Source organism: Cupriavidus laharis (assembly GCF_914271435.1).
Lineage (GTDB): Bacteria > Pseudomonadota > Gammaproteobacteria > Burkholderiales > Burkholderiaceae > Cupriavidus > Cupriavidus laharis.
This window is the reverse complement of the sequence record NZ_CAJZAI010000003.1, coordinates 268,717-292,776: the sequence shown is the minus strand read 5'-3', so window position 1 is coordinate 292,776 and position 24,060 is coordinate 268,717. Positions and strand designations below refer to the sequence as shown.

The following is a 24,060-nucleotide window of genomic DNA, read 5'->3' as shown; positions in this document are numbered from 1 at the left end:
GTGCCCAGAAGTAAAGGCTGGAGCGGAAGTCCGACAACCTCGCCGGCCCGGCCTCCGCCACCGGCGAGGCGTGTCACTGCGCTCAGGCTTCCTTGTTGCCCTTGATGTCGTAGCCCGCGGTCACGGCACCGCCGCTGCCACCCTGGGCGTTCTGCACCACGTACTCCTGCTTGACCTTGGAGAACGAAAGTGCAACCGTCTCGCGCATGCGGACTTCGTCATTCACCGAACCCTTGGGACTCACCTCGGTGACGATCACGTCGGTCATGGTGAGCTTCAGGTACTCCAGCGGGTTGCCACCGGCCTTGCGCACCACCAGCACGGCTTCGTTGATGTGCTTGCCGGTCAGGCAGTACTTCATCAGGTTGGGCGACGCGCGGTCGATGAAATGCTCAAATGACAGGTCCGACACCGTCGCCTTGCCGGCGCCGCCGCCGCTACCGGCGTGCATGGTGGACTGCTGCTCGATGCTCCAGTCCCACGCCAGCACTTCGATTTCATTCTTGTGCGACGAATCCTGCGATTCGCCATCAATGCCATTGATCTTCAGGAAGATGTCCTGTGCCATTGCAAAACTCCTTCACGTTTAGGTACTGCAGACAAGAGCCCAGACCGTGCCGCGACCCAGGAAAGGGCGGCGGCGACTGGTTGAGGTACTACCGGTTCGACTTCGAGGGGCGGCGCTGTTTTGGAACCGCCTATGCGGCGTCCTTGACCGATGGCAGGCGTGCGACGAGGCGCAGCGACACAGTCAGGCCTTCGAGCTGGAAATGCGGGCGCAGGAAGAATTTGGCGCTGTAGTAGCCAGGATTTCCTTCCATTTCTTCGACCACCACTTCGGCGGCCGCCAGCGGCCGCCGTGCCTTGGTCTCCTGCGACGAATTGGCAGGATCGGCGTCCACATAGTTCATGATCCATTCGTTGAGCCAGCGCTGCATGTCCTCGCGCTCCTTGAAGGCACCGATCTTGTCGCGCACGATGCATTTCAGGTAGTGCGCGAAGCGCGAGCATGCGAACAGGTACGGCAGGCGCGCCGACAGGTTGGCGTTGGCAGTAGCGTCGGCGTCGTAGTATTCGGCGGGCTTCTGCAGCGATTGCGCACCGATGAATGCCGCGTAGTCGGTATTCTTGCGGTGCACCAGCGAGATGAAGCCGTTCTTCGACAGCTCGGCCTCGCGGCGGTCCGAGATGGCGATCTCGGTCGGGCACTTCATGTCGATGCCGCCATCGTCGGTCGGGAAGGTGTGGCACGGCAGGTTCTCCACCACGCCACCGCTCTCCACGCCGCGAATCAGCGTGCACCAGCCATACAGCTTGAAGGAACGGTTGATGTTGACAGCCATGGCGTACGCCGCGTTGCTCCATACGTACTTGCGGTGATCCGCGCCGTCGGTGTCTTCCTCGAAGTCGAATTCATCGACCGGATTGGTCTGGATGCCATATGGCAGGCGCGACAGGTAGCGCGGCATGGCCAGGCCCACGTAGCGTGCATCTTCCGAATTGCGCAGGCTGTTCCATGGCGCGTATTCCAGGTTCTGGAATATCTTGGACAGATCGCGCGGGTTGGCCAGTTCCTGCCACGAATCCATCTGCAGCACTGACGGCGATGCACCGGCAATGAACGGTGCGTGGGCCGCTGCCGAAATCTTTGCGATCGAGCCGAGCAGCTCCACATCGGGTGGGGTGTGGTCGAAATAGTAGTCGGCCACGAGGCAGCCATAGGGCTCCCCCCCGAGCTGGCCGTACTCTTCCTCGTAGATGCGCTTGAAGAACGGGCTCTGGTCCCAGCCGATGCCCTTGTAGCGGCGCAGGGTACGGCGCAGCTCCTCCTTGGACATGTCCATCACGCGGATGCGCAGCTTGTCGTCGGTTTCGGTATTGGACACGAGGTGATGCAGGCCGCGCCAGGCCGATTCGAGCTTCTGAAAATCCTCGTGATGCAGGATCAGATTGATCTGCTCGGAAAGCTTCTTGTCGATCGCGCCGATGATGGCTTCAATGCTCTTGTACGCATCGTCGCTCATGGTGAACGTGCTGGCGAGCGCCTGCTCGGCCAGGGTCTTCACAGCGAGATCGACCGCTTCACGGGCCTGGTCGGTCTTGGGAGAGAACTCGCGGCCGATCAGCGCGGCGAAGTCGGAATGCTCAGCGGTCGCGGCCGCTTGCTGTTGTGTTTGTTGGGCGGAAGCCATGGGATGGTTGCTTTGTCAGGTGGATCAGGTAGGCAAGCAGTCGGGCCAGTCAGGACTGACCGGCTTCGGTATCAGCCTGGTTGACCGCAGGCTTGGGCGCCCTGGCAAGCGCCTGCAGCAACGCGGGGTCCTGCAACAGCTGGTTGATCAGCGATTCGGCGCCCGACTTACCGTCCATGTAGGTCTGCAGGTTGGCAAGCTGTGTACGGGCGTCCAGCAGTTGCTTGAGCGCATCAACCTTGCCGGCGACCGCCGCCGGCGAGAAGTCCTCGATGCTCTCGAACGTCATGTCGACCATGAGCTGGCCGTCGCCGGAAAGCGTGTTAGGCACTGCGAACGCCACACGGGGCTTCATGGCCTTCATGCGCTCGTCGAAGTTATCGGTATCGATATCGAGGAACTTCCGGTCCGACACCGGCGGCAGCGCTTCGGCAGGCTTGCCCGACAGATCGGCAAGCACTCCCATCACGAAAGGCAGCTCGATGCGCTTCTCGGAGCCGTAGACTTCGACGTCGTACTCGATCTGCACACGTGGCGCGCGGTTGCGTGCGATGAATTTCTGCGAACTGTTCACAACTGACATGGGTCTCCTCAACGGATGACAAGGGGTTGCAAGGACGTGCCGCACGGCGTCAGGCCGCTCTGGCTTCGGGAACATGGGGCCTAACAACGTCGTGGCCGGCTCGGTATTCGGCGTGGTAGGCCAACTCGGGAGTCCCGGCACTGGACAGCCCGATATCGATCGCGGCCAGCTGCGTCTTCTCGGAGAGGGCCTTGAGCCATAGCCGCGCCAGTTGCGGCTGGATGGCCTGTTCGATGAAGCTGATCAGTTGCCGGGCGCCTGTCTCACCCACCGGGCAGCGCGTCACGATGAACTCGACCACGGCCTCGTCGTAGGTGAGTGCAATTTCGTGCTGGTCGCGCATTCGCGTAGCCAGCCGGTCCAGGTGCAGGCGCACGATGCGGCCGAGGTTTCCTGCGGCCAACGGCAGGTAGGGGACAACCACCATGCGGCCGAGGAAGGCTGCAGGGAACACTTTGCACAGCTCAGGCATCAGGGCCTCGCGCAGGGCAGCTGGATCCGACATCAGGGCGGGGTCCTCGCACAAGCTGGCCAGCAGTTCGGAACCGGCATTGCTGGTGAGCAGCAGGATGGTGTTCTTGAAATCGATGTAGCGCCCTTCCCCGTCCTCCATGTAGCCCTTGTCAAAAACCTGGTAGAAGACTTCGCGCACATCAGGGTGGGCCTTCTCGACCTCGTCGAGCAGCACCACGCTATGCGGCCGGCGGCGCACGGCCTCGGTCAGCACGCCGCCCTCGCCATAGCCGACATAGCCAGGAGGCGCGCCCTTGAGCGTCGAAGCCGTGTGCGACTCCTGGAACTCGGAGAGGTTGATGGTGATGACGTTCTGCTCGCCCCCGTACAGGGCGTCGGCCAGCGCCAGCGCGGTCTCGGTCTTGCCAACGCCAGAGGGTCCGACCAGCAGGAAAACGCCTACCGGCCTTCCGGGATCCGTCAGGCGCGCCCGGGCGGTCTGGACGCGCTCGCCAAGCTGGGTCAGCGCATGGTCCTGGCCAACGACGCGGGCAGCCAGGATCTGCGGCAACTGCATGATGGTTTCGACCTCGTCCGCCACCATGCGCCCGACGGGAATCCCCGTCCAGTCAGCGACAATGGCTGCTACAACCGTTTCATCCACTTCCGTGTGCACGAGCGGCCCATCGGCCTGGACTGCACGCAGGTCGGCCTCGGTCGCTTCCAACGCGCGCTGCGCATCCGCCGCCATCGCCGGCTCGTGCGCCAGCGACTCAACCAGCGCTTGCCGGCGCGTGAGCAGATCGCTCGCCAGGCTGCGTTCGCGCTCCCAGCGCGCTTCAGCCAGTGCCAGTTCTGCATCGACCTGCTCACGCCCCGCGTGTGCCACTGCGATCCGCACGGCATCCGGCTTGCCGAATCCGGCCTCCTTTGCCAGCAATGCGCACTCAGTGCCGGCCGCGGAAAGCTGCTGGCGCAAGTGTTCGACTTCCGCCGGCGGCGCGTGCAACGACAGCGCAACACGCGCGCACGCTGTGTCCAGCAGGCTGATCGCCTTGTCAGGCAACTGGCGCGACGGGATGTAGCGGTGTGACAGTTTCACGGCGGCCCGCACGGCTTCGTCGCGAATGAGCACCCGATGATGGCCCTCGAACGTGGCCACGAGCCCGCGAAGCATCGCAATCGCCCCGGCTTCCTCCGGTTCCATGACCTGCAGCACCTGGAAGCGGCGCGTAAGCGCGGGATCTTTCTCGATGTGGCGTTTGTACTCGCTCCAGGTCGTGGCGCCAATGGTGCGCAACACCCCCCGTGCAAGCGCAGGTTTGAGCAGGTTGGCGGCGTCGCCCGTGCCAGCGGCGCCGCCTGCGCCAACGAGGGTATGGATCTCGTCGACGAACAGGATCACCGGCTTCAGCGACCTGTCGACCTCTTCCAGCACGCGCTTCAGGCGCGCCTCGAACTCGCCCTTCATGCTGGCGCCGGCAAGCAGCGCGCCAACGTCAAGGCTGAGCAGTCGCACCTGCTTCAGGTTCGGTGGCACTTCACCTGCGGCAATGGCTTGCGCGAGTCCTTCGATCACAGCGGTCTTGCCGACTCCGGCCTCGCCAGTCAGGAGCGGATTGTTTTGGCGGCGGCGCAGCAGGATGTCCGTCATGGTACGGATTTCATGCTCGCGGCCGATGACAGGGTCAAGCTGGCCCTTGCGGGCCGCCTCGGTCAAGTCACGGCAATACTGGCCCAGCGCGGATTGGCCCGCGGCGGTCGGAGGCATGGCGGCGCTGGCTTCACCCGGCATGGCCGGTGCCAGACCACTGCCGGCGTAGGCCGCTTCATGGCTTTCCGGAGACTGTGCCACCAGCGCAGGGACAGCTTCGAGGAGATTATCGGAGCGAACCTTGCCGAATTGGAACGACATGCCGAGCATCGTGCGGCGCAGCTCGGGCGTCTTGAGCAATGCAGTCAGCAGGTACGCGCCACGCACACGATCGTCGTCGAAGGCCAGCGTCGCATAGACCCAGGCGCGTTGGATCGCGGCCTCGACCTGGAACGAGAAATCGCTGATCGACGTAGCACCTGCCGGCAGCGACGCCAGTGCTCGGGTCAGGTCGGCACCCAGCGCCGAGAGATCGGCGCCGGCGTGCCGCAGGATCCGTTGCAGATCGCCATCGGGTGCCTGCAGCAACTGATGCAGCCAATGCACAAGCTCCACATATGGGTTGCCACGCAGTTTGCAGAAGACGGTCGCGCTTTCAATCGCCTTGAACAAGGTGGGATTGAGTCGCCCGAACAGCGCCTGACGGGAAATATCCATTCGATGCCTTGCCTTTCTGAATGAGCGGAGCACCCTTGCCCGGGTAGTGAATCTTGATTAATGCCTTTTTCAGGGTATGGACAAATCCTTAGCCTCGCAAATCTCCATGTGGCAGCAGAGCGACGGCTCCATTTATCGGCTGGGCACACATATTTGCGCCATATCAACAATAATCTTGATCTTTCTGGAACTTTCCAATGATTCGCGCGCGATTACCACCGCAATATCTCCCAAACAATGATTCCTCACAAACTTAGCGTCAAATTTATACAAATTGATACATTTACAACGCTATATGCATAATCAGACTACGGCATCCATAAGAAAACTCCTAAATCTGCATTAAAGTTATTTAATTCTCACTTTAGCTTTAAAAATATTAATATTGCAATTTTTTGCATTTTGCCCCGGTTCAATATGCGAATATCATCGAGCCAATTTTCGAAACGGATCAAAAACTCCCATGGATAGCAGGCAGCCCGAAGCGGGAGGAACTCCTCTCATCGATCCTTTGACGGGAGATACCAGCAGCACGTCCTGGCCGTGGTGGAGTGCCGCGCATCCCGAGGCTGCGGATCCTTTTTCCTTGCTGCCGCAGGCCGCCGGCGGCGTGGTGCCGCAAACCGATGCACGCGGATCAACAGACGTGCTTGAACAGATCAAGCGCGAGGCCGAAGCGGTCCTGCGCGACCCCGACTACGTCAGCGCGCACGCGGCGCTTCCGGATTCCGGCGCGGCGTCGACCGGAACGCTGCCTGGCAAAGGCGATCCGGGTCCGCTGCGGCCATTCGCGCACAAGGCCGCCAGTGACGGCAGCCTGATGGATATGCTGGACGTCGCGCGTCACATCGACGTCTTGCTCGGCGCACCCGGATCGCCGGATGACCAGCAATTCTTTGCCGTCGCACCGGCGCCAGATGTCCTGCGTCTGTTCGCAGGGGACATCGTCCCCACGCGGCGCCGTGATGTCGCCGTCCCCCTTACTCGTCGCGAACACCATCTCATCTCGATGGACAGCGCCTATCGTCCTGCGCAAGCGCAAACGCCGGAGTCCGATCATGACGCTTGACGTGCGGAGGGCCGCCGGCACGCCCACTGCGGTGCTGTCGTCCATCCTCCGGACCACAGCGGAAACCCAGGTGTGCCAGCAGCCGGGCTCCGTTGGCATCCGCTGGCCGTTGTTCCAGTGGCTGTGCGTGGTCGGCGACTGGCCACGCGTACTCCTTACCCTGCGTGTCGAACATGGCTGAGCATCGCCCACCGCGTCGCCCGAACTCGCAGCTGCTGCCAACCTTGTTTGACCGGTTGCGCGACGATGCACCGCAGCGTCAGACAGAGCGCGCGAACGAATACACCGTCACACGCGCCCAGATGCGCGAGATCATCCAGCGCGATCTCACGTATCTTCTCAACACCACCAACCGCGAGGACGAGATCGATCGCAAGCGCTATCCGGCAGCGGCCAGTTCCACCATCAACTACGGAGTGCCGCCAGTCGCCGGCAGCTACCTGTCTGCGCACAAGTGGAACGACATCGTCACCATCGTCCGACGTGCGATCCTGGATTTTGAGCCGCGGCTGATTCCCGGCTCACTGGATGTGAAGCCCCTGCTCAAGGAAGACGCGCCGCAGCGCTACAACACGCTGGTATTTGAGATCAAGGGACTGATCCACATGGATCCGTATCCGATGGCGTTCACAGCCCAAAGCTCGCTCGACCTGGAAACCAGCCGGATGAGCGTCCAATCGATCCACGCCAACTGACGCCATGGATCCACAGCTCCTCGACTACTACAATCGTGAACTCGTCTACATGCGCGAGCTGGCTGGGGAATTCGCCCAGCAACACCCCAAGGTCGCCAGGCGCCTGGGCATGCATGGCACCGAGGTCGCCGATCCCTATGTGGAACGCCTGATCGAGGCCTTCTGCTTCCTGTCGGCGCGCACCCAGATCAAGCTGGACGCCGAGTTCCCGCGCTTCACGCAGCGGCTGCTGGAGGTGATCTACCCCAACTACGTGGCACCGACCCCATCCATCGCTGTGGCGCAGTTCCGCCCCAGCCAGAGCGAAGGCGATTTCGCTCGCGGGGTCGAGGTGCCACGGGGCGCGGAAGTCAACGCCGCACAGGCGCCGGGCGAAAAGACGGCTTGCCAGTTCCGCACCACGCAGCCGTTGACGCTGTGGCCAATCGAGATCACTGAAGCCCGCCTCACCGGCATTCCCCCCGATATCCAGGGACTGGAGCGCTATGTGCCCGCCCACGTCTCGGTACAGGGGGCGTTACGCCTGCGCCTGCGCTGCACGCGCGACGCCACCTTTGATCAACTGCCGGGCCTGGATCATTTGCCGGTCTACCTGAGCGGGGACGACCAGATCGCCTCGCACCTGTTCGAGCTCTTGCACAGCGCCAGCACCTCGACCCTCGTTGCGCCGGCAGGCGCGATGGGCGAGCGCCCCTGCGCCGTAACGCAGGATGCCGTCAGCTATGTCGGCATGGGCCCGGGTGAAGGTGCCCTGCCGTTGCAATCGAACAGCTTTCACGGGCACAACCTCCTGCACGAGTACTTCGCCTGCCCGCAGCGCTTCTACTTTTTCGGACTCAACAAGCTGGCGCAGGGGCTCAGCCGGATCCGCGGGCGGGAAGCCGAACTTGTGGTCCTGCTGTCCAAGCCGCCGGGCAGCCTGGCAAGCCACGTCGACCGCGACCAGTTCGCGCTCTTCTGCACACCGGTGGTGAACCTGTTCCCGAAGCGCACCGACCGTATCGAGATCACGCCGGGCCGCGCCGAATTCCACCTCCTTGCAGACCGCCAGCACCCACTCGACTTCGAGATCTACACCATCCAGCAGCTTGGCGGGCAGAAGTCCCAGCATAGTGCCAGCATCGATTTCCAGCCGCTCTTTGCCACGCTCAACAGTGACGAAGGCAATCATGGACGCTACTTTTCCTTGCGGCGCGAGCGCCGGCTGATCTCTGAGCAGGCTCGCAAATACGGCACGCGCACGGCTTACGTCGGTACCGAGGTATTCGTTTCGCTGGTTGACCAGAACGAGGCACCCCACCCCGACGCCCTGCGTCATCTGTCGGTGAGCTCACTGGTCACCAATCGGGATTTGCCCAATCTGGTGCCCCGCAATGGACTTTCCGACCTGACGCCAGCCGCGTCGATTCCGGTCGAAGGGATTGGGCTGATCCGGGCACCGTCGCCCCCGCGCCCGCCTTTTGCCGACGGGGAGATGGCCTGGCGCCTGATCCGCCTCCTCGGCTTCAACTACCTGGCGCTGACCGATCTTGACCATCGCACGGGTGGCCAGGGCTTGCGCGACATGCTTCGCCTCTTCGTGGCGAACGACGATCGCGCGCATCTTGGGCAGGTGCAGAGCCTGATTGCCTCAAAAGTGGCGCCCGTCATGCGCCGGCTGCCTGGCAATGGCCCCCTGATCTACGGGCGCGGCATCCAGTGCCAGCTGACCGTCGACGAGAGCGGCTTTTCGGGCATCAGCCCCTATCTGTTCGGCGTGGTGCTGGAGCATTTCCTGGCCCGTCACGTCTCCGTCAACGTCTTCACTGAAACCGAACTGCACTCCATGCAGCGCGGCCTGGTGCATCGTTGGCCGGTCCGCATGGGTGGCCGTAGCGTCGTGTAGCCGCCCATGTTCAAGAGACACAACGATAGTGCACCGCCATCCGCGACCAGGTCGACCATGGCGACCCCGGACGATGATGCCGGCCACGCACCGTGGAAACTGAGTTTCCTCGGGTTGCTGAGGCATCTGTCTGCCCGGCATCCGGATCTGCCGCCTGTCGGGTGGGCCAGCCGGCCGCGCGACGAGCCGTTCCGGGCAGGCCAGCAGGCCGCGCTCACCTTTGCGCCCCGCGAGATCGCGCAACTGCAACACCTGCCGGGCGGGCTCAAGGTGCAGCTCTTCGGCCTGGGCATGCTGGGTCCGAACGGCGCACTGCCCATACATCTGACAGAGATCGTGCGCGAGCGCAGCGAGGCGCACCGCGACAGCACCACCGCCGACTTCCTGGACCTGTTCCACCACCGCGCGTTCACCCAGTTCTACCGTGCCTGGGCCAGCTCGCAAGCCACGGCGGGCCTCGATCGCCGCGACGACGAGGTGTTCTCGCGCTACATCGGCTGGCTGGCTGGCGACGAAGGCCAGGAAATCACCGGGAGTCATCTACCCCCGCATGCGCGGCTGGCGGCCAGTGCACACCTGGTGCGCGAGGCACGCAACCCGGATGGCATCGCGGCTACGCTCTCACACTTCTTTGGCGTGCCCGTCAGGATGGATGAGTACGTCCTGCACTGGATCGCCATCGATCCCGCCGAGCACAGCCGCCTGGGGCGCCCCGGTGCGCCGAGCATGATGGGCCAGGGCGCCATGCTTGGTGAAATGGTACCGGACCGGCAGAACAAGTTCCGATTGGTGATCGGCCCGCTCGGTTTGCAGCAGTACCTGGACTTTACGCCCAATGGCCGGGACATGCCGACCCTCGTCGATTGGGTGCGCGCCTTCGTCGGCTTCGAGTTTGTCTGGGAAATCGAGTTGCAGGTGATCCCTGATTCCGTGCCGCCCGCCATCCTTGGCTCCCAGGGGCGCCTGGGCTGGTCAACATGGCTGGGCGATCCCGATCGCAGCCACGCGATCACCGGCATGGTGTTCGAGCCAGAACAGTACGTCACTCTCTGACCATGAAAGCCAAATCCAAGGCCATACGGACGATGAAGTCCGACGCTCCCGACAATCCTTTTTCCGAGTTCCTGGAACCCGTCACGCCCGACAGTCCCTGCGGCGATGACCTGGAGTACGACCCCGAGTTCGTCGTACTGATGGCCAAGGCTGCCCCACGATCCGCTGCACAGTACGGCGACTTCGTCAGCGAGCCGGAAGCGGTCAACTGGGCAGACGTGGAACGGGACTGCCGGCGCCTGCTGCTACGCACGCGGGACATCCGCGTGCTGGTATTGCTGCTTCGCTGCCGTACCTGGCTGGGCCAGGCTCAGGGCTTGCGGGACGGGCTCTCGATCCTGGCGCGCTTGCTGGCACGATGGCCCGATGCCATCCATCCGCAGTTGATGGTTGATGGCGAGGCCGACCCCGCCCTGCGCGCCAACGCGCTGGCCGCGCTCGTTGATCCGCAAGGACTGATGCAGGACGTGCGGGAGCTGGCGATTGCCGACAATACCGTGCTGCGATTGCAAATGCGGGACGTCGAACGGTCACTCGGCGTGCCACGGCCCGCGGACGCGCTGGCCCCGGAATCGGTACGCCTGCAGCTGGAGGCGTTGCGCCAGCAACACAGCCCTGTCCTGGCCGCGGTGGACGCGGCCGCGGAATTTGCGGTCGCCATCGATGCCTGGGCAAAGGACAACCTTGCAGATGAGCGTCCTGATCTGGGCCCGTTGCTCAGGCTCCTGAACATGGTGTCCGACACGACCGCGCCATCCACCCCGCCAGTCACCGCCTCGCCCATCCGCCAAAAACCCATTGTCGGGGTGGGCGAACGCGAAGCTGGAGGCGAGCGTCGCTCCACCGCGGTCACCGAGCATCCCCTCACCGAATTGCCACACAACCGTGCCGCCGCCCTGGCCAGCATTCGCACCGCCCGCCAATGGTTCGAAGCCTGTGAACCCAGCAGCCCGGTCGCGCTCCTCCTCAGGCAGGCAGAGAGATTGACCGGCAAGCGCTTCGACGAGGTGTTCCAGGCGCTTCCGGCCGACCTGGTGGAGCGCTGGGCACATGGCGACTCGTGAGGCCAACCATCCGCAGTCCCGCGCTGCTACGGCCAAATTCGCGCTCAACTGCTGCTATTCCCCGGCGGGGGCCATCGCTAGCCTTGAGCCTGTGCCACGCTTGCAAAGCGTGCCCGGCCCCCGAGCTATGCGAGACCAGCCCCCATGTACCTCTATGACTCCACCGACCAGCAACTGGTCGACGAGCGCGTTGCGCAGTTCACTGACCAGACCGCACGCTTCCTGAACGGCCAGCTCACGGAAGACGAGTTCCGCGTACTGCGCCTGCAGAACGGCCTTTACATCCAGCGCCACGCGCCAATGCTGCGCGTCGCGATTCCTTACGGCATGCTGGTCTCGCGGCAACTGCGCAAGCTTGCCGAAATCTCGAGGCGCTGGGACCGCGGCTATGGGCACTTCAGCACGCGCCAAAACATGCAGTTCAACTGGCCACGCCTGGAAGACGCGCCGGCCATCCTGGCCGAGCTGGCCACGGTACAGATGCATGCGATCCAGACCAGCGGCAACTGCATCCGCAACACCACCACCGACCACTTCGCCGGCATCGCGCCCGATGAGGTAGTGAACCCGCTGGTGTGGTGCGAGATCATCCGGCAGTGGTCGATGCTGCATCCGGAATTCGCCTTCCTGCCGCGCAAGTTCAAGATCGCCGTGAGCGGCGCCAGCACGGACCGCGCCGCGGTGGGCGTGCACGACATAGGCCTGCAGGCCGTCGAGCGCGACGGCGAGACCGGCTTCCACGTGTGGGTCGGCGGCGGCATGGGCCGCACGCCGATGGTCGGCAAGGTGATCGGCGAATTCGTGCACTGGTCAGACCTGCTCACCTACCTGCAGGCCATCCTGCGCGTCTACAACCTGCACGGCCGCCGCGACAACAAGTACAAGGCGCGCATCAAGATTCTGGTGAAGGACCTCACGCCGGAAGTCTTCGCGCAGCAGGTCGACGAACACTGGCAGCTTATTCGCGGTGGCCCGGATACGGTCGACGCCGGGTTCGTGCGCGCCATCGCCACGCGCTTCACCACACCGGACTACGACTCCGCCGCCGCGCACGACGACGACCCCAACCCCTCGCTTGCCGCCGCCGACCCGCGCTATGCGCGCTGGCTGCGCAGCAACGTGCATGCGCACCGCGTGCCCGGCTATGCCGCAGTCACGGTATCGCTGAAGGCAACCGGCACGCCGCCCGGCGACATCACCGCCGACCAGATGGAGGCCGTGGCCGACCTCGCGGACCGCTACGGCTCCGGCGAACTGCGCGTCTCGCACGAACAGAACCTGATCATCGCCGACGTGCGCCGCGTGCGCCTGCACGAACTGTGGCATCAACTGCAGACGTGGAACCTGGCCACGCCCAATATCGGGCTGCTCACCAACATCATCGCCTGCCCGGGCGGGGACTTCTGCTCGCTGGCCAATGCCGTGTCGATCCCATTGGCCGAGGCAATCCAGCAGCGCTTCGACGACCTCGACTATCTCTACGAGATCGGCGAGCTGGACCTGAACATCTCCGGCTGCATCAATTCGTGCGGCCACCACCACGTCGGCCATATCGGCATCCTCGGCGTCGACAAGGCCGGCGAGGCGTGGTACCAGGTCACGATCGGCGGACGGCAGGGCGGACCGTCCGGCGCCGCGATCGGCCGCATCATCGGCCCATCGTTCGCGCGCGACGAAATACCTGACGTGATCGAGCAACTGATCAAGAGCTACCTCGCCATGCGCGACAGCGAGGCCGAGCGCTTCATCGACGTGGTGGAGCGTGTCGGTTTCGAGCCCTTCAAGGCCGCGGTCTACCAGAACCCGACGATTGTCCGGCGCCGCCAGCAAGTGGACGCCGCTCGCGCCTGAAACCTGCTTGCGGCCGATGCATGGTGCTCAGATCCGCGGGCCGGCCTCATCCCGGCCGAGCCTGCGCACCACCGACACCATCCAGGCCGCCAGCCCGGCTACGGCAAAGACAACCAGCGCATGGCCGGCCACGCCCTGCTGGTCCGCCAGGTACACGCTGCAAAGCTGTTGCGGCGCGTCCTGGTAGAGCAGCCCCGCCACCAGCGTCATCGCACTCCAGTTGATCGCGAAGAACGCCTGCAGCACGACGCCGGCACGCGGCCAGGACATGCCACACGCGACACCAGCCAGGATCATGCTCGCCACTTTCGCGACGGACCAGCGCGCGTCGAGCACGGCGATATCCAACGCAACCGGAAGCATCCAGTAGCTGGTGATGGCCGTGGCCGCCACCAGCCCTGGCAGCCCGCGCCGGTTCCAGCCGGCGAAGTCCTGCGCGTCCCTGCCTGCAAGCGCGGCGGCAGCAATGCCGAGCACCAGCAGCAGCGGCAGTTCGATCGCCATGTGCCGGGCCATCGAAACCTCCAGCCAGCCGCGCATCAGCGCCAGCACGGCCAGAACCGCGCCGGGCAGCCACGCCAGGGCAGGCCCCTCAGCGCTGCGCATGGACGATGTCGGCCAGCACGGCATCCGGCCGGTCGATGTCATAGGCACGGGCCAGCCGGCCCTGCCCGTCGATGAGAAAATGCGCGGCATTGTGGACATAGTCGCCGCGGCCGTCCGGCAGCACGACGATGCCGAAGGTCTTCAGCAAGGCCGGCAAGTCCGCGGCGTCCGCCACCGTGGCCATGCGCCATACGGCAGGATCGGCACCCTGCTTGCGGCCATAGGCGCGAAGCACATCGAGTGTGTCGCGGTCCGGATCGAAACTGATAGCCAGCAACTGGTACCGCCCTGAAAGGCCGCGCGCGATGAGTTCGGCCTGCAGGTAGGCCTGCCCGGACGCACTGCTGCGGCAGACCGTGAGGCAGTGTGTGTAGAGGAATGTGACCAGCGTCTGCCGTTGCGGATTGCCGAGTTCGCGCAAGTGGAAGCGGCGACCGGAGGCATCGGCCAGTTCCATGTCTGGCAGTGCAACCGGCGCTCGTGCGAGGTCATATTGCCTGGCGCCGTCAGACGTCACGACGCGGAAGCCGCGTGTCACATGGCCGAATGCAAATGCCGCCAGCGCGCTGACGAGGGCAGTCGCAACCAGGGTGCCCCGCCAGCCGCCCGCCATCACTGTGCTCCGGCCAGCTTGTGCAGTTCGTCGCTATGCCACGGATCCTGGCGCGATGCGCTCCACTTGCGGGCCGCGCCAACGGCCACCGCGTCGATCGCGGGCGCCTGGTTGCCCCACTCGCTGCGGATATGCGTAAGCACCGCGGCCAGTTCGGCATCGCTCAGTTGCCCGGCGAACGCGGGCATCGCGCCGTTGTAGGTCGTGCCGAGGATCTCGATGGGCCCGGTCAGGCCGTGCAGCACGATCTGCGAGAGCACGACCGGATCGCCCATCACCAGCGGCGATCCCGCCAGCGGCGGAAACACGCCGGGCAGGCCCTGGCCCGTGGCCTGGTGGCAGGCCTGGCAGTTGGCCGCGAACAGTTGCTTGCCGTCGGCCACGCGGGCACCTGCGATAGCACCCTGGGCAAGCGCCTGCGTGTCGCGCCGGTCACCAAGCTGTGCGAGGCCGTCCGCGCGCTCGGTCCAGATATAGGTGGCGGCCCAGACCACCAGTCCGGCCACCAGCCCGAGCACGATCTTCGGCACCGGGTTGTGCTGCTCGTGCGGATCGGCGTGTTCAGTCTTGTGGCTGGGTTGGGGCTTCATCTGGGGCATGGCTCTTCGTGGTGCTGGCGGCGAGCGCGAGGCCTTTGGCCAGGCTCGCCTCGGTCGGGGTCAGGACGGGATAGGTGTGGCGCAGCCCGGTCAGGTAGGCGACCACGTCCAGGGCCTGCGGCGTCGCCACCACGGCCTTTCCGGCCGGGGCAACACCGGGCGGCAGCGACACGATGCGATCGTCCTTGCCGACTGCGTCGCTGTCCTTCGTCTCGAACAGGAACGGATAGGCGGGCATGATGCTGCCCGGCACATACGCACGCGGCTGATACAAGTGCCCGAGGTGCCAGTCGGCACTGGGCTGGCGCACGCCGATATTGAACAAGTCGGGCCCGGTACGCATGGTGCCGAGCAGCGGCGGGTCGTCATAGTGATAGTCCGCCGCCACCGAGGGCCGGCCCCAGCCGCGCTGCGCATCGGCAATGCCGGCGCCTGTGGAACTGGGCTGCTGCGTATGGCACGCGATGCAGCCGTTGGCCATGTAGACCTGCCGGCCGCGCAGTTGCGCGCTGGTATAGGGCGCGAGTTCCTTCGGTGCCGGCACATCCTTCAGTTGCAGGAAGGGCACCACGATCATGGCGCAGGTGGCCAGCGACAGCGTCACCATGGCGCCGCCTACGAGCTTCAGTTCGTTTTCCATCGTCGTCGGTCAATCAGGCCAGGGATTCGGAAACCACGCGATCGCCCTGCCGCAGCGTGGCCGGGCGGAACGCCATCAGCGCGAAGTGGCAGGCGAACACCAGGTGGCCCAGTGTCATCAGCGCGCCGCCGATCGAGCGTCCCTGCAGCCAGGGCAAGGTCAGCGCGACCGATTCCATGAATGGCCGTGCCGGGTCCAGCAGCGCCAGCCCTTGCAGCACGCCGCCGATCGTCAACGTCACGAGGTAGATCGCAAACCCGCCGGCGACCAGCCAGAAGTGCGCGGAAATCAGCGCAGGCTTCGGCCACGGCGCATCGACGATGCGCGGCATGGCGAAGTAGATGCCGCCGAAGATCACCATCGACACGAAGCCATACATGCCCAGGTGCGCGTGCGCCACGGTGAAATGCGTGAAGTGCGTGATGGCGTTGAGCGAGCGCAGCGCCTCGAACGAGCCCTGCACCGAGGCCAGCGTGTACATGATCGCGCCCAGCACCACGAAGCGCAGCGTGGGCGAGTGCTTCAGCACGCCGAAATGACCCTTGAGCGTCAGGTGCTGGTTCGCCGAGAACGCCACCACCGGGATGATCATCATCACGCTCTGCACGATCGACAGCGTGATCAGCCAGCCCGGCACCGGCCCGCCGATCAGGTGGTGCGCGCCGACCTGCCCGTAGAAGAAGGCCAGCGTCCAGAAGCCCAGCAGCGACAGGTTGTACGACTGCACCGGCTTGCCGATGACCTTGGGCAGGAAGTAGTACACCGCCGCAATCGACAGCGGCGTGTAGAACAGCCCAAGCACGTTATGGCCGAACCACCAGTTCATGGTGGCCTGCTCCACGCCGAAATGCACGCCAGGCACCTTGGCGACAATGTAGAGCACCGGGAACCAGAACAGCGCCGCCCCCATGTACCACACCGACACGTAGAGGTGGTGCACCTGGCGCCGCTGCAGCATCAGCACGAGCGGCACGCCGACCAGCATGCCGCCCACGGCGAACAGCAGGCCGATCTGCCACGGGATCTCCAGCCACTCCATGCCGGCATTGATGCCGCTGGCAATGGCGCCCAGTCCTGCCACGAGCCCCGCGTTCCAGACCAGCGTGCCGACCAGCGCGAAGCGGCCACCGCTCAGCGGCGTGCGCAGCAGCCGCGGCATCATCCAGATCGCCAGGCCCAGCAGACCCATCGGCGCCCAGCCATAGGCCACGGCGTTGAGGTGCAGCACACGCATGCGGCCGAACGATTGCCACGCCTGCGCGGTCAGGAAGTCCGGCAGGTGCAGCTTGAGCGAGCTGACCAGGCCGGCGAGGGACGCCACGACCAGCCACACCACGGCGCAACTGAGCAGCATCAGGGCCGGCATGGCGCTGGAGTGGTCGGCTTCGGCACGCGCGGCGAGCTCTTCGGCCAGATCAGCGTCCGCAGCCGTTGTGGCGCTGACGCCCGACGGGTCCTCGGGCCGGCCGACCTCGCCGCTCGCGAAGATGGTCCGGGCGCCGCTCGACTCCAGGTCGAACAGGCCTTTCCTCAGGGACCAGATAAAGGCAAACAGGCCGCCGATCGACAGCAGGAAGGTAAGCAGCAGCAGGCTGGTGGGATCCATGGCATTGGGGGCGAGACAGGGGCGGACCGGTGCGGCCCGCTTCCCGGGATTGGCCGGCCAATGCTAGACGGGCTGCTACCGGTGCAACAGAAGCAGAGAGGAAGGAAATGACCAGAGCAGTAGCTCCCGGGGTGCTACCTTTTGTCGCAGTCCAGCCTCCACGGCCGAATAACTGCCCGAAATAAAAGGCCAATCTGGTGCTGCCCCCTGGCATCCATTACAGTTAATGAAATGGTGAAAAGGACAAGATCAGATGACAGGCGCCGCACGACAGATGACACGCTATGAAGAACTGGCGGAGGACATCGCCCAGTCGATCCATGCCGGCGTGCTGCGCCTGGGCGACCGCCTGCCGTCGGTACGCCAGGCCAGCGCGGGCCGCGGCGTCAGCCAGTCGACCGTGTTCCAGGCCTATTACCTGCTGGAGGCGCGCGGCCTGATCCGTGCGCGCGAGCGGTCTGGCTACTACGTTGCCACGGGCTCGCGCCAGTTGGCGCCCGAGGCGGAAACGCCGTCGGCGCCGGCGGAGGAGTCGGGCCCCGTCGATGTCAGCGAACTGGTTTTCAAGGTGCTCGAATCGACCATGCGGCGCGACGTGGTGCCGTTCGGTTCGGCATTCCCGAGCCCCCTGCTCTTCCCGATGCAGCGGCTGGCCAAGACCATGGCTGCGACCGTGCAGAAGCTCGACCCGTGGAGCAGCGTGGACGACCTGACACCGGGCAATGCGAGCCTGCGCCGCCAGATCGCGCTGCGCTACCTGGCCGACGGCCTGACCGTGCAGGCCGACGAAATCGTCGTCACCAATGGCGCACTGGAGGCTCTGAACCTGTGCCTGATGGCCGTCACCCGCCCTGGCGATGCGGTGGTGATCGAAAGCCCCACGTTCTACGCGGCACTGCAGGCGCTGGAACGCTGCGGCCTGTCAGCGATCGAGGTGCCCACGCACCCGCGCGAGGGAATCGAGCTCGGTGCACTGGAACAGGCCCTGCAGCGCCACCGCCCCAAGGCCTGCTGGCTGATGACCAACTTCCAGAACCCGCTCGGTTCGCTGATGCCCGACGCCAAGAAACAGGCGCTGGTGGAATTGCTCGCGCGCTACGAGGTGCCGCTGATCGAAGACGACGTCTACGGCGAACTCTATTTCGGCACGCGCCGCCCCACCCCGGCCAAGGCGTTCGACACGTCGGGCCTCGTCATGCATTGCGCGTCGTTCTCCAAATGCCTGGCGCCGGGCTACCGCGTGGGCTGGGCCGCGCCGGGCCGCTTCGCGCGCGACGTCGCGCGGCTCAAGCTGACCACCACGCTGGCCGGCTCCGCGCCCGCGCAGGCGGCCATCGCCGCCTACCTCGAGAAAGGCGGCTATGACCGCCACCTGCGCCAGTTGCGGCACGCGCTCATGCTGCGGCAGGACGCCGTGGCACAGGCCGTGGCGCGCCACTTTCCGCCTGGCACGCGGGCCACGCGCCCGGCGGGCGGGTATTTCCTGTGGATCGAGCTACCCGAAGGCGCCGACACGCTGGCGCTGCACCAGCTCGCGCTGTCGCACGGCATCAGCATCGCGCCGGGGCCGATCTTCTCGGCGCGGCATGGCTTCCGCCATTGCATGCGGCTCAACTACGGACATGAGTGGGACAAGCGCGCCGAGACCGCGCTGGCCACGCTGGGCCGGCTGGCCGGCGCCGTGGCCGGCGCCCGGCCTTAGCCCGCCGGGATCAACCCTCGGCGCGGGAGGTTGCGTAGGCCTTCGGTGCAGTTGCTGCCTGTTGCGGCGCGAGCGCACCCGCCGTCGCCGCGCGCCGGTGATCGATACCGCCCACCGCCAGCACGGCCACCACGGCGGGCACCGCGATCGCCAGGAAATTCTGCTCCAGCGGCAGGGCCATGCCGACCAGCAGCCCGATCACGATCGGCGCAAGGATGGCGCCGGCACGCCCCACGCCTGATGCCCAGCCGATGCCCGTCGAACGCGCGGCAACCGGGTAGAACTGCCCCGCATAGGCATAGGTGACGATCTGCGTGCCGATGGTCGAGGCGCCGGCCAGGCCCACGAGCACGAACAGGACCGGCGTGGGCACCTTGTAGCCGAGCAGCGCGATCGACACCGCGGCCAGCGCATACATGCCCATCAGCACGTACTTGATGCTGAAGCGGTCGGCCAGCCAGCCGCCGCCGATGGCCCCGCCCATGCCGCCGATGTTCAGCACCAGCACGAAGGTCAGCGCCGAGCCAAGGCTGTAGCCAGCCGACGCCATCAGCTTGGTCAGCCACGAACTGAGCGCGTAGACCATGAACAGGCACATGAAGAAGGCCACCCAGAACATCAGCGTGCTGAAGCCGCGCCCGTCGCGGAACAGCTCGCCCACGGCAGCCTTGCCGCCCGCGCTGGCGTCCGGCAGAACCAGGCGGTCGTCGTCACGGCAGGGGCGCGCCGGGTCGATGGCGCGCAGGATCTTGCGCACGGCGTCGTGCTGCCCGGTGCGCAGCAGGAAAGGCATGGAGTCGGGCAACCGGCTGAGGATCAGCGGCACCAGCAGGGCCGGCGCGCCGGCCGCCAGGAACACGGACTGCCAGCCATGCTGCTCCAGCAACTGCTTGCCGAGCAGCGCGGCCAGCATGCCGCCGACGGAGTAGCCGCTGAACATGAGCGTCACCAGCGTGCCGCGGATGCGGCGCGGCGAGTACTCGGTCATCTGTGCCACCACGTTCGGCATGACGCCGCCAATGCCCAGGCCAGCCAGGAAGCGGCTCACGGCGAACAGCATCGGGTCGCTGGTCAGCCCCGCGGCCGCAGTGAACACGCTGAACAGCAGGATGCAGATGGCAATGGCCTTGCGCCGGCCGATGCGGTCGGCGATCGTCCCCAGGAAGACGGCACCGAACATCATGCCGAACAGCGCCGAGCTGACCATGAAACCGGCGTGCGTCGCCGACACCCCCATGTCCTTCATGATCGCTGGCAGCGCAATGCCGGCGACCGCGAGGTCATAGCCATCGAAAATGATGATCAGCGCACACCAGAACAGCACGCCTGCGTGAAAGCGGTTGAAGGTGGCGCCATCCGCCACCGCGTACACATCGATTTGTTTCACTACCTGTCTCCTGTCACCGAATGGTCCCGCTTCTTGCGTCGGGATCGCGACGTTGCCGGCGGCACGTCTTCTGGCGTGGAGAATAGGAGTGCGGCAAGCCGGCAGTCCAACACCGAATGGGTATTTCCGGAATACCTGCAGGGTATTGCCCGCAGAGGCGCCTGCACGCTGGTGCGGCTTGCAGGGTGACTACACCCGGCCCCCTTCAATCAGGGTATACATGGGGCCATGACCAACCGGCAGCCCGGGCCGCCGGCCACGCGTATGTCACTTGCCGGACGGGTCGTCCTTCGGATTCAGGTAATTGATATCCAGCGGACCGGTGCCGTGGATCTGCACCACCGTCTCGGTCTTGCTGAAAGCGTAGTGATGCGCCTTGGCGGGCAGGTAGTGGAAGCCGCCCGTCTTCAGGGCATGGGCATGGCTCATGTCCATCTTGTCCCCGGCGCCCAGGTACAGCGTCCCTGAGATCACCGTCAGGTTCTCGGCCTGGGTGTGCCAATGGGGCGCCACCTTGTATCCGGCCGGCGTCTTGAGCCGGATGACGAACGGTGCATCCTTGCCCGGGTCGCCATAGAGCACGGCGAGCTTTGCCCCCTTGGGCAGCGAGGGCGGTGCGTCACCCCATTTCAACGCGGCGGGATTGATCATCTCCATGCCACCTGCGGCCGGCTCCTGGGCACTGGCCAGCCCGGCCGCGAGCGATGGCACGAGCGTCGCTGCCGCCAGCCATGCCAGCCGCGCCCGATGCCCTGAAGAATGCGCTTTCATGGTCTTCTCCTTTTGCATCGGCACCACCCACGCGCGGCATGGCAGCCGCATCGTTGCCTCCGAGCGGTGCCTGAGACCATCGTAGTGCAGAAGCACGATGCCAGACGGAGCCCTTGCAGCTCGCCGCCCGCTCAGGCGGCGCGATTCGGCGGATGCGAGTTGCCGCCCGCCGGCGCATGCAGGCGCCGCCAGAGCAGCCACGGCAAGCGCACCAGGCAGCCCGCCACCAGCCGCAGGTGCATCCACGCCAGCAGCAGGTTGTCGCGCAGGTAGCGGAAGTGGGAAACGCCGCCCGCGCGCGGATCGAAGTAGCGCACCGGCGCGTCGAGGTTGACTGGCCGCACGCCGCGCCAGCACAGGCGCACGGCGACTTCCGGGTCAAAGTCGAAGCGGCGCATCCAGCGGCTTTCCTGCATCACGGCGCGCAGCGGCGCAATCGGGTAGACGCGGAAGCCGTACAGCGAGTCGCCGACGCCGGCCCACAGCGTCTCCACATCGGTCCAGAAGTTGGACATGCGGCGCCAGTACACGCGCTCGACCGGCGCGCTCGCATCGAACACCGGCCGCCCGAGCACCATCGCGTCCGGCTCGCGCATTGACGCCGCCATGAATTGCCCGATCCGTTGCGCCGGGTGCTGGCCGTCGGAGTCCATCACCAGCACATGCGTGAATCCCTCCGCGGCGGCGGCCTCGATGCCGTGCAGCACCGCGGCGCCCTTGCCCCGGTTCTCGGGCAAGACCAGCACGCGCAGGCCGGAATCGTTCCGGGCCTGCTCCTGCAGCCACCGCGCGCTGTCGTCGGTGCTGCCATCCACCACCACCCAGACCGGGCACCAGGCCTCGCGCGCGGCGCGCAGCGTCTCCCGCAGCATGGCGCCGGGGTTGTAGCTGGGGATCAGTACCAGATGGGTCGGGGACGGTTGCGCGGCCATGGCGGCACGATCGGTTCAGGCCATGCCGCCATTGACCGACAGCACCTGGCCGGTCACGTAGGCCGCGGCATCGGAAGCGAGGTAGGCCACCATGCCCGCCACGTCGTCGGGCGTGCCCGCGCGGCCCGCCGGCACAAGCTGGCGGATACGCTCCGCGGGAAACGCATGTTCTGTCATGGGGGATTCGATCACGCCCGGCGCCACGGCATTGACGGTCACGCCACGCGATGCCATCTCGATCGCCAGCGAACGCGTGGCGCCGATCAGGCCCGCCTTGGCCGCGGCATAGTTGGCCTGCCCGCGGTTGCCCATCACGCCCGCGACTGAGGCCATATTGACGATGCGGCCCCAGCGCGTGCGCATCATGGGCATCAGCAAGGGCTGGGTGACATGGAAGAAACCGTGCAGGGAGACGTCGATCACGCGACGCCATTGGTCGCGGCTCATGCCCAGCAGCGGCGCATCGTCGTGAATGCCGGCGTTGTTGACCAGGATCTGGACCGCGCCGTGCGCGAGAATGTCCTGCAGCGCCGCTTCGGTGGCATCCGCGTCGGTCACATCGAAGGCGATGGCAGTGGAGGCGCCGCCCGCCGCGCGGATGGCGGCCGCCACGGCTTCTGCCTGCGCCAGGTTGCGGTTGGCATGCACCCAGACCTCATGCCCGGCGGCCGCCAGCGCGTGGCTGATGGCGCTGCCGATGGCGCCGCTGGCGCCGGTGACGAGTGCCAGCCTGCGCGTGACCTGTGGCCTGCCCTGCTGCGCCATATGCTGCTCCCGTGTCTGCCGGATTGCCGGATGCGCCGTGCGGTGGCCCGCGCCGCGTTCAGCGCGTGCGGTTGGCCGCCACATAGGCCGCCAGGCTGCCCAGCGAGGCGAAGATGGTCTTGTTGTCGGGGTTGTCCGAGCGCAGTTCGACCCCGTACTTGCGGGAGACCAGCAGCGCGATTTCGAGGATGTCGATCGAGTCGAGCCCGAAGCCGTCGCCATAGAGCGGCGTATCGGCGCTGACGTCTTCGAGTTTCAGGTCCGCGATGTCAAGTTCGCCAATGATCAGGCTGGCGAGTTCCTTTTCGAGTTCGTTCATTGTCGTCAAGGTCTTCTTCCACGCCACACGGGACGCCGGAAGATGGCGAGGCGATGCTACCAAAGCGCGGCACATCGCACTACCTGCGAGAAGTTTAGTAACAACATTGGAACGACTTTCCTGAAACATCGCTGCGCCGGCCGGGTCTTTTAAGGTATAAAGCGTTCGCCTTGCCGTCTGTTCGCGCCGGAAATGTCCCCATGTGCCGATCCGGTGGCAAGAAAAGAGTACTTTGTATCACAATAATCCGGTCATGCCTTCGAGCCAGCTTCCCCACCCCGTTGCCACATCCCCCGGCGCAACGCCGCTGCGACAGCGCGTCGGCTGGGTGGCTGCGCCTGTGGGTTTCCTGGCCTACGAGTCAGCTCTCCATCATGCGGCGCACACGCCGGGCGGCGAAGTCGCCGCGCTGATGCTGGGCATGGCGCCGTTCGTGCTGATTGCCCTGGCCGCCGCGTGGCGGTCGGCCATGCGCCTGCCCTGGCTGCTCTTGCTGGCTGCATGCGGCACCGCCCTGTGGGTAGGCCGCATTCCGCTGGCCGCACATTTCGGCTGGACCTACTTCCTGCAGCATTTTGGCGCCAACGCGGCGCTGGCCGCCATGTTCGGCCGCACGCTGCGCCAGGGTGGCACGCCGCTGTGCACGGAGTTTGCCGCGGCCGTGCATGGCCCGCTCCCGCCGGACATGCGGCGCTACACACGGCGCGTCACGCAGGCCTGGACCCTGTTCTTCACGGTGACGGCCGTTGTCTCCCTGATACTGTTCGCGGTCGCGCCGATGCCAGCCTGGTCAACCTTCGCCAATCTCGGCACGCCATTGCTGGTGGCGCTGATGTTCGTGGCCGAAGCCGCCTGCCGCCGCGCCGTCCTGCCGGCGGCGAAGCACACGGGCGTGCTCGATGCCGTGCGCGGCTATCGGGCCGTGATGAGCGAGCGCGCCAGCCGCGCCGGCGTGTCGCGCTGA

At 65.6% G+C, this 24,060-nt stretch carries 23 protein-coding genes; 9 read left to right on the top strand and 14 right to left on the bottom strand.

Annotated elements, in window-relative coordinates; genetic code table 11:
- Positions 1 to 82: 82 nt before the first annotated feature.
- The 4 genes from LDO29_RS08595 to tssH form a co-directional block, all read right to left on the bottom strand.
- Complete coding sequence (locus LDO29_RS08595; protein ID WP_224079368.1) at positions 83 to 568, bottom strand: Hcp family type VI secretion system effector; 486 nt, start codon at positions 566 to 568, stop codon at positions 83 to 85.
- A gap of 130 nt (positions 569 to 698) precedes the next feature.
- On the bottom strand, positions 699 to 2,192 hold the full coding sequence (gene tssC / locus LDO29_RS08590) for a type VI secretion system contractile sheath large subunit (protein ID WP_224079367.1): 1,494 nt from the start codon (positions 2,190 to 2,192) through the stop codon (positions 699 to 701).
- A 49-nt stretch (positions 2,193 to 2,241) separates the two neighbouring features.
- On the bottom strand, positions 2,242 to 2,775 hold the full coding sequence (gene tssB / locus LDO29_RS08585) for a type VI secretion system contractile sheath small subunit (protein ID WP_224079366.1): 534 nt from the start codon (positions 2,773 to 2,775) through the stop codon (positions 2,242 to 2,244).
- A 49-nt stretch (positions 2,776 to 2,824) separates the two neighbouring features.
- Positions 2,825 to 5,539 (bottom strand): type VI secretion system ATPase TssH, encoded by a 2,715-nt coding sequence (tssH, locus tag LDO29_RS08580; protein ID WP_224079365.1) that lies wholly within the window; start codon positions 5,537 to 5,539, stop codon positions 2,825 to 2,827.
- Positions 5,540 to 6,002: 463 nt separating this feature from the next.
- Here tssH and LDO29_RS08575 point away from each other — a divergent pair, with 463 nt between their 5' ends.
- From LDO29_RS08575 to LDO29_RS08545, 7 genes are all read left to right on the top strand, one after another.
- Positions 6,003 to 6,608, top strand: coding sequence for a TagK domain-containing protein (locus tag LDO29_RS08575; RefSeq protein WP_224079364.1), 606 nt, complete (start codon positions 6,003 to 6,005; stop codon positions 6,606 to 6,608).
- A complete protein-coding gene (locus tag LDO29_RS08570; protein WP_224079363.1) occupies positions 6,598 to 6,789 on the top strand; it encodes a hypothetical protein in 192 nt (63 codons plus the stop codon). The genes LDO29_RS08575 and LDO29_RS08570 overlap by 11 nt, the downstream gene beginning before the upstream one ends.
- Entirely contained in the window at positions 6,782 to 7,303 is a 522-nt protein-coding gene (gene tssE, locus LDO29_RS08565) for a type VI secretion system baseplate subunit TssE (RefSeq protein ID WP_224079362.1), read from the top strand. The genes LDO29_RS08570 and tssE overlap by 8 nt, the downstream gene beginning before the upstream one ends.
- Before the next feature lie 4 nt (positions 7,304 to 7,307).
- Complete coding sequence (gene tssF, locus LDO29_RS08560) at positions 7,308 to 9,188, top strand: type VI secretion system baseplate subunit TssF (RefSeq protein WP_224079361.1); 1,881 nt, start codon at positions 7,308 to 7,310, stop codon at positions 9,186 to 9,188.
- 57 nt (positions 9,189 to 9,245) lie between these two features.
- Positions 9,246 to 10,241 carry a type VI secretion system baseplate subunit TssG gene (gene tssG / locus LDO29_RS08555; RefSeq protein WP_224079360.1) on the top strand — a complete coding sequence of 332 codons (996 nt, stop codon included), beginning with the start codon at positions 9,246 to 9,248 and terminating at the stop codon, positions 10,239 to 10,241.
- A 2-nt stretch (positions 10,242 to 10,243) separates the two neighbouring features.
- Positions 10,244 to 11,305 (top strand): type VI secretion system protein TssA, encoded by a 1,062-nt coding sequence (gene tssA, locus LDO29_RS08550; RefSeq protein WP_224079359.1) that lies wholly within the window; start codon positions 10,244 to 10,246, stop codon positions 11,303 to 11,305.
- Between the two features lie 144 nt (positions 11,306 to 11,449).
- Positions 11,450 to 13,156, top strand: coding sequence for a nitrite/sulfite reductase (locus tag LDO29_RS08545; RefSeq protein WP_224079358.1), 1,707 nt, complete (start codon positions 11,450 to 11,452; stop codon positions 13,154 to 13,156).
- A gap of 27 nt (positions 13,157 to 13,183) precedes the next feature.
- Here the strand turns inward: LDO29_RS08545 and LDO29_RS08540 are convergent, their stop codons facing one another.
- The 5 genes from LDO29_RS08540 to LDO29_RS08520 are packed head-to-tail and all read right to left on the bottom strand — an operon-like array spanning position 13,184 to position 17,220.
- Positions 13,184 to 13,762 (bottom strand): hypothetical protein, encoded by a 579-nt coding sequence (locus LDO29_RS08540; protein WP_224079357.1) that lies wholly within the window; start codon positions 13,760 to 13,762, stop codon positions 13,184 to 13,186.
- Positions 13,749 to 14,375, bottom strand: a complete 627-nt coding sequence (locus LDO29_RS08535; protein WP_224079356.1) for an SCO family protein — start codon at positions 14,373 to 14,375, stop codon at positions 13,749 to 13,751. Before LDO29_RS08535 ends, LDO29_RS08540 begins: the two co-directional genes overlap by 14 nt.
- Complete coding sequence (locus tag LDO29_RS08530; protein ID WP_224079355.1) at positions 14,375 to 14,965, bottom strand: c-type cytochrome; 591 nt, start codon at positions 14,963 to 14,965, stop codon at positions 14,375 to 14,377. Before LDO29_RS08530 ends, LDO29_RS08535 begins: the two co-directional genes overlap by 1 nt.
- Positions 14,937 to 15,614, bottom strand: a complete 678-nt coding sequence (locus LDO29_RS08525) for a cbb3-type cytochrome c oxidase subunit II (RefSeq protein WP_224079354.1) — start codon at positions 15,612 to 15,614, stop codon at positions 14,937 to 14,939. Before LDO29_RS08525 ends, LDO29_RS08530 begins: the two co-directional genes overlap by 29 nt.
- Before the next feature lie 13 nt (positions 15,615 to 15,627).
- A complete protein-coding gene (locus LDO29_RS08520; RefSeq protein WP_224079353.1) occupies positions 15,628 to 17,220 on the bottom strand; it encodes a cbb3-type cytochrome c oxidase subunit I in 1,593 nt (530 codons plus the stop codon).
- 274 nt (positions 17,221 to 17,494) lie between these two features.
- On the opposite strand from LDO29_RS08520, the gene LDO29_RS08515 reads away from it, so the two are divergent.
- Positions 17,495 to 18,922, top strand: a complete 1,428-nt coding sequence (locus LDO29_RS08515; protein WP_224079608.1) for an aminotransferase-like domain-containing protein — start codon at positions 17,495 to 17,497, stop codon at positions 18,920 to 18,922.
- Between the two features lie 10 nt (positions 18,923 to 18,932).
- Here the strand turns inward: LDO29_RS08515 and LDO29_RS08510 are convergent, their stop codons facing one another.
- The 5 genes from LDO29_RS08510 to LDO29_RS08490 form a co-directional block, all read right to left on the bottom strand.
- On the bottom strand, positions 18,933 to 20,309 hold the full coding sequence (locus tag LDO29_RS08510) for an MFS transporter (RefSeq protein WP_224079352.1): 1,377 nt from the start codon (positions 20,307 to 20,309) through the stop codon (positions 18,933 to 18,935).
- A 267-nt stretch (positions 20,310 to 20,576) separates the two neighbouring features.
- On the bottom strand, positions 20,577 to 21,080 hold the full coding sequence (locus tag LDO29_RS08505) for a cupin domain-containing protein (protein WP_224079351.1): 504 nt from the start codon (positions 21,078 to 21,080) through the stop codon (positions 20,577 to 20,579).
- Positions 21,081 to 21,211: 131 nt separating this feature from the next.
- Positions 21,212 to 22,012 carry a glycosyltransferase family 2 protein gene (locus LDO29_RS08500; RefSeq protein ID WP_224079350.1) on the bottom strand — a complete coding sequence of 267 codons (801 nt, stop codon included), beginning with the start codon at positions 22,010 to 22,012 and terminating at the stop codon, positions 21,212 to 21,214.
- A 15-nt stretch (positions 22,013 to 22,027) separates the two neighbouring features.
- Positions 22,028 to 22,777, bottom strand: a complete 750-nt coding sequence (gene fabG / locus LDO29_RS08495) for a 3-oxoacyl-ACP reductase FabG (RefSeq protein WP_224079349.1) — start codon at positions 22,775 to 22,777, stop codon at positions 22,028 to 22,030.
- 58 nt (positions 22,778 to 22,835) lie between these two features.
- The gene (locus LDO29_RS08490) at positions 22,836 to 23,096 is read right to left on the bottom strand and encodes a phosphopantetheine-binding protein (RefSeq protein ID WP_253074112.1); all 261 of its coding nucleotides are present in this window, start codon (positions 23,094 to 23,096) and stop codon (positions 22,836 to 22,838) included.
- 253 nt (positions 23,097 to 23,349) lie between these two features.
- On the opposite strand from LDO29_RS08490, the gene LDO29_RS08485 reads away from it, so the two are divergent.
- Positions 23,350 to 24,060, top strand: a complete 711-nt coding sequence (locus tag LDO29_RS08485) for a COG4648 family protein (RefSeq protein ID WP_224079347.1) — start codon at positions 23,350 to 23,352, stop codon at positions 24,058 to 24,060.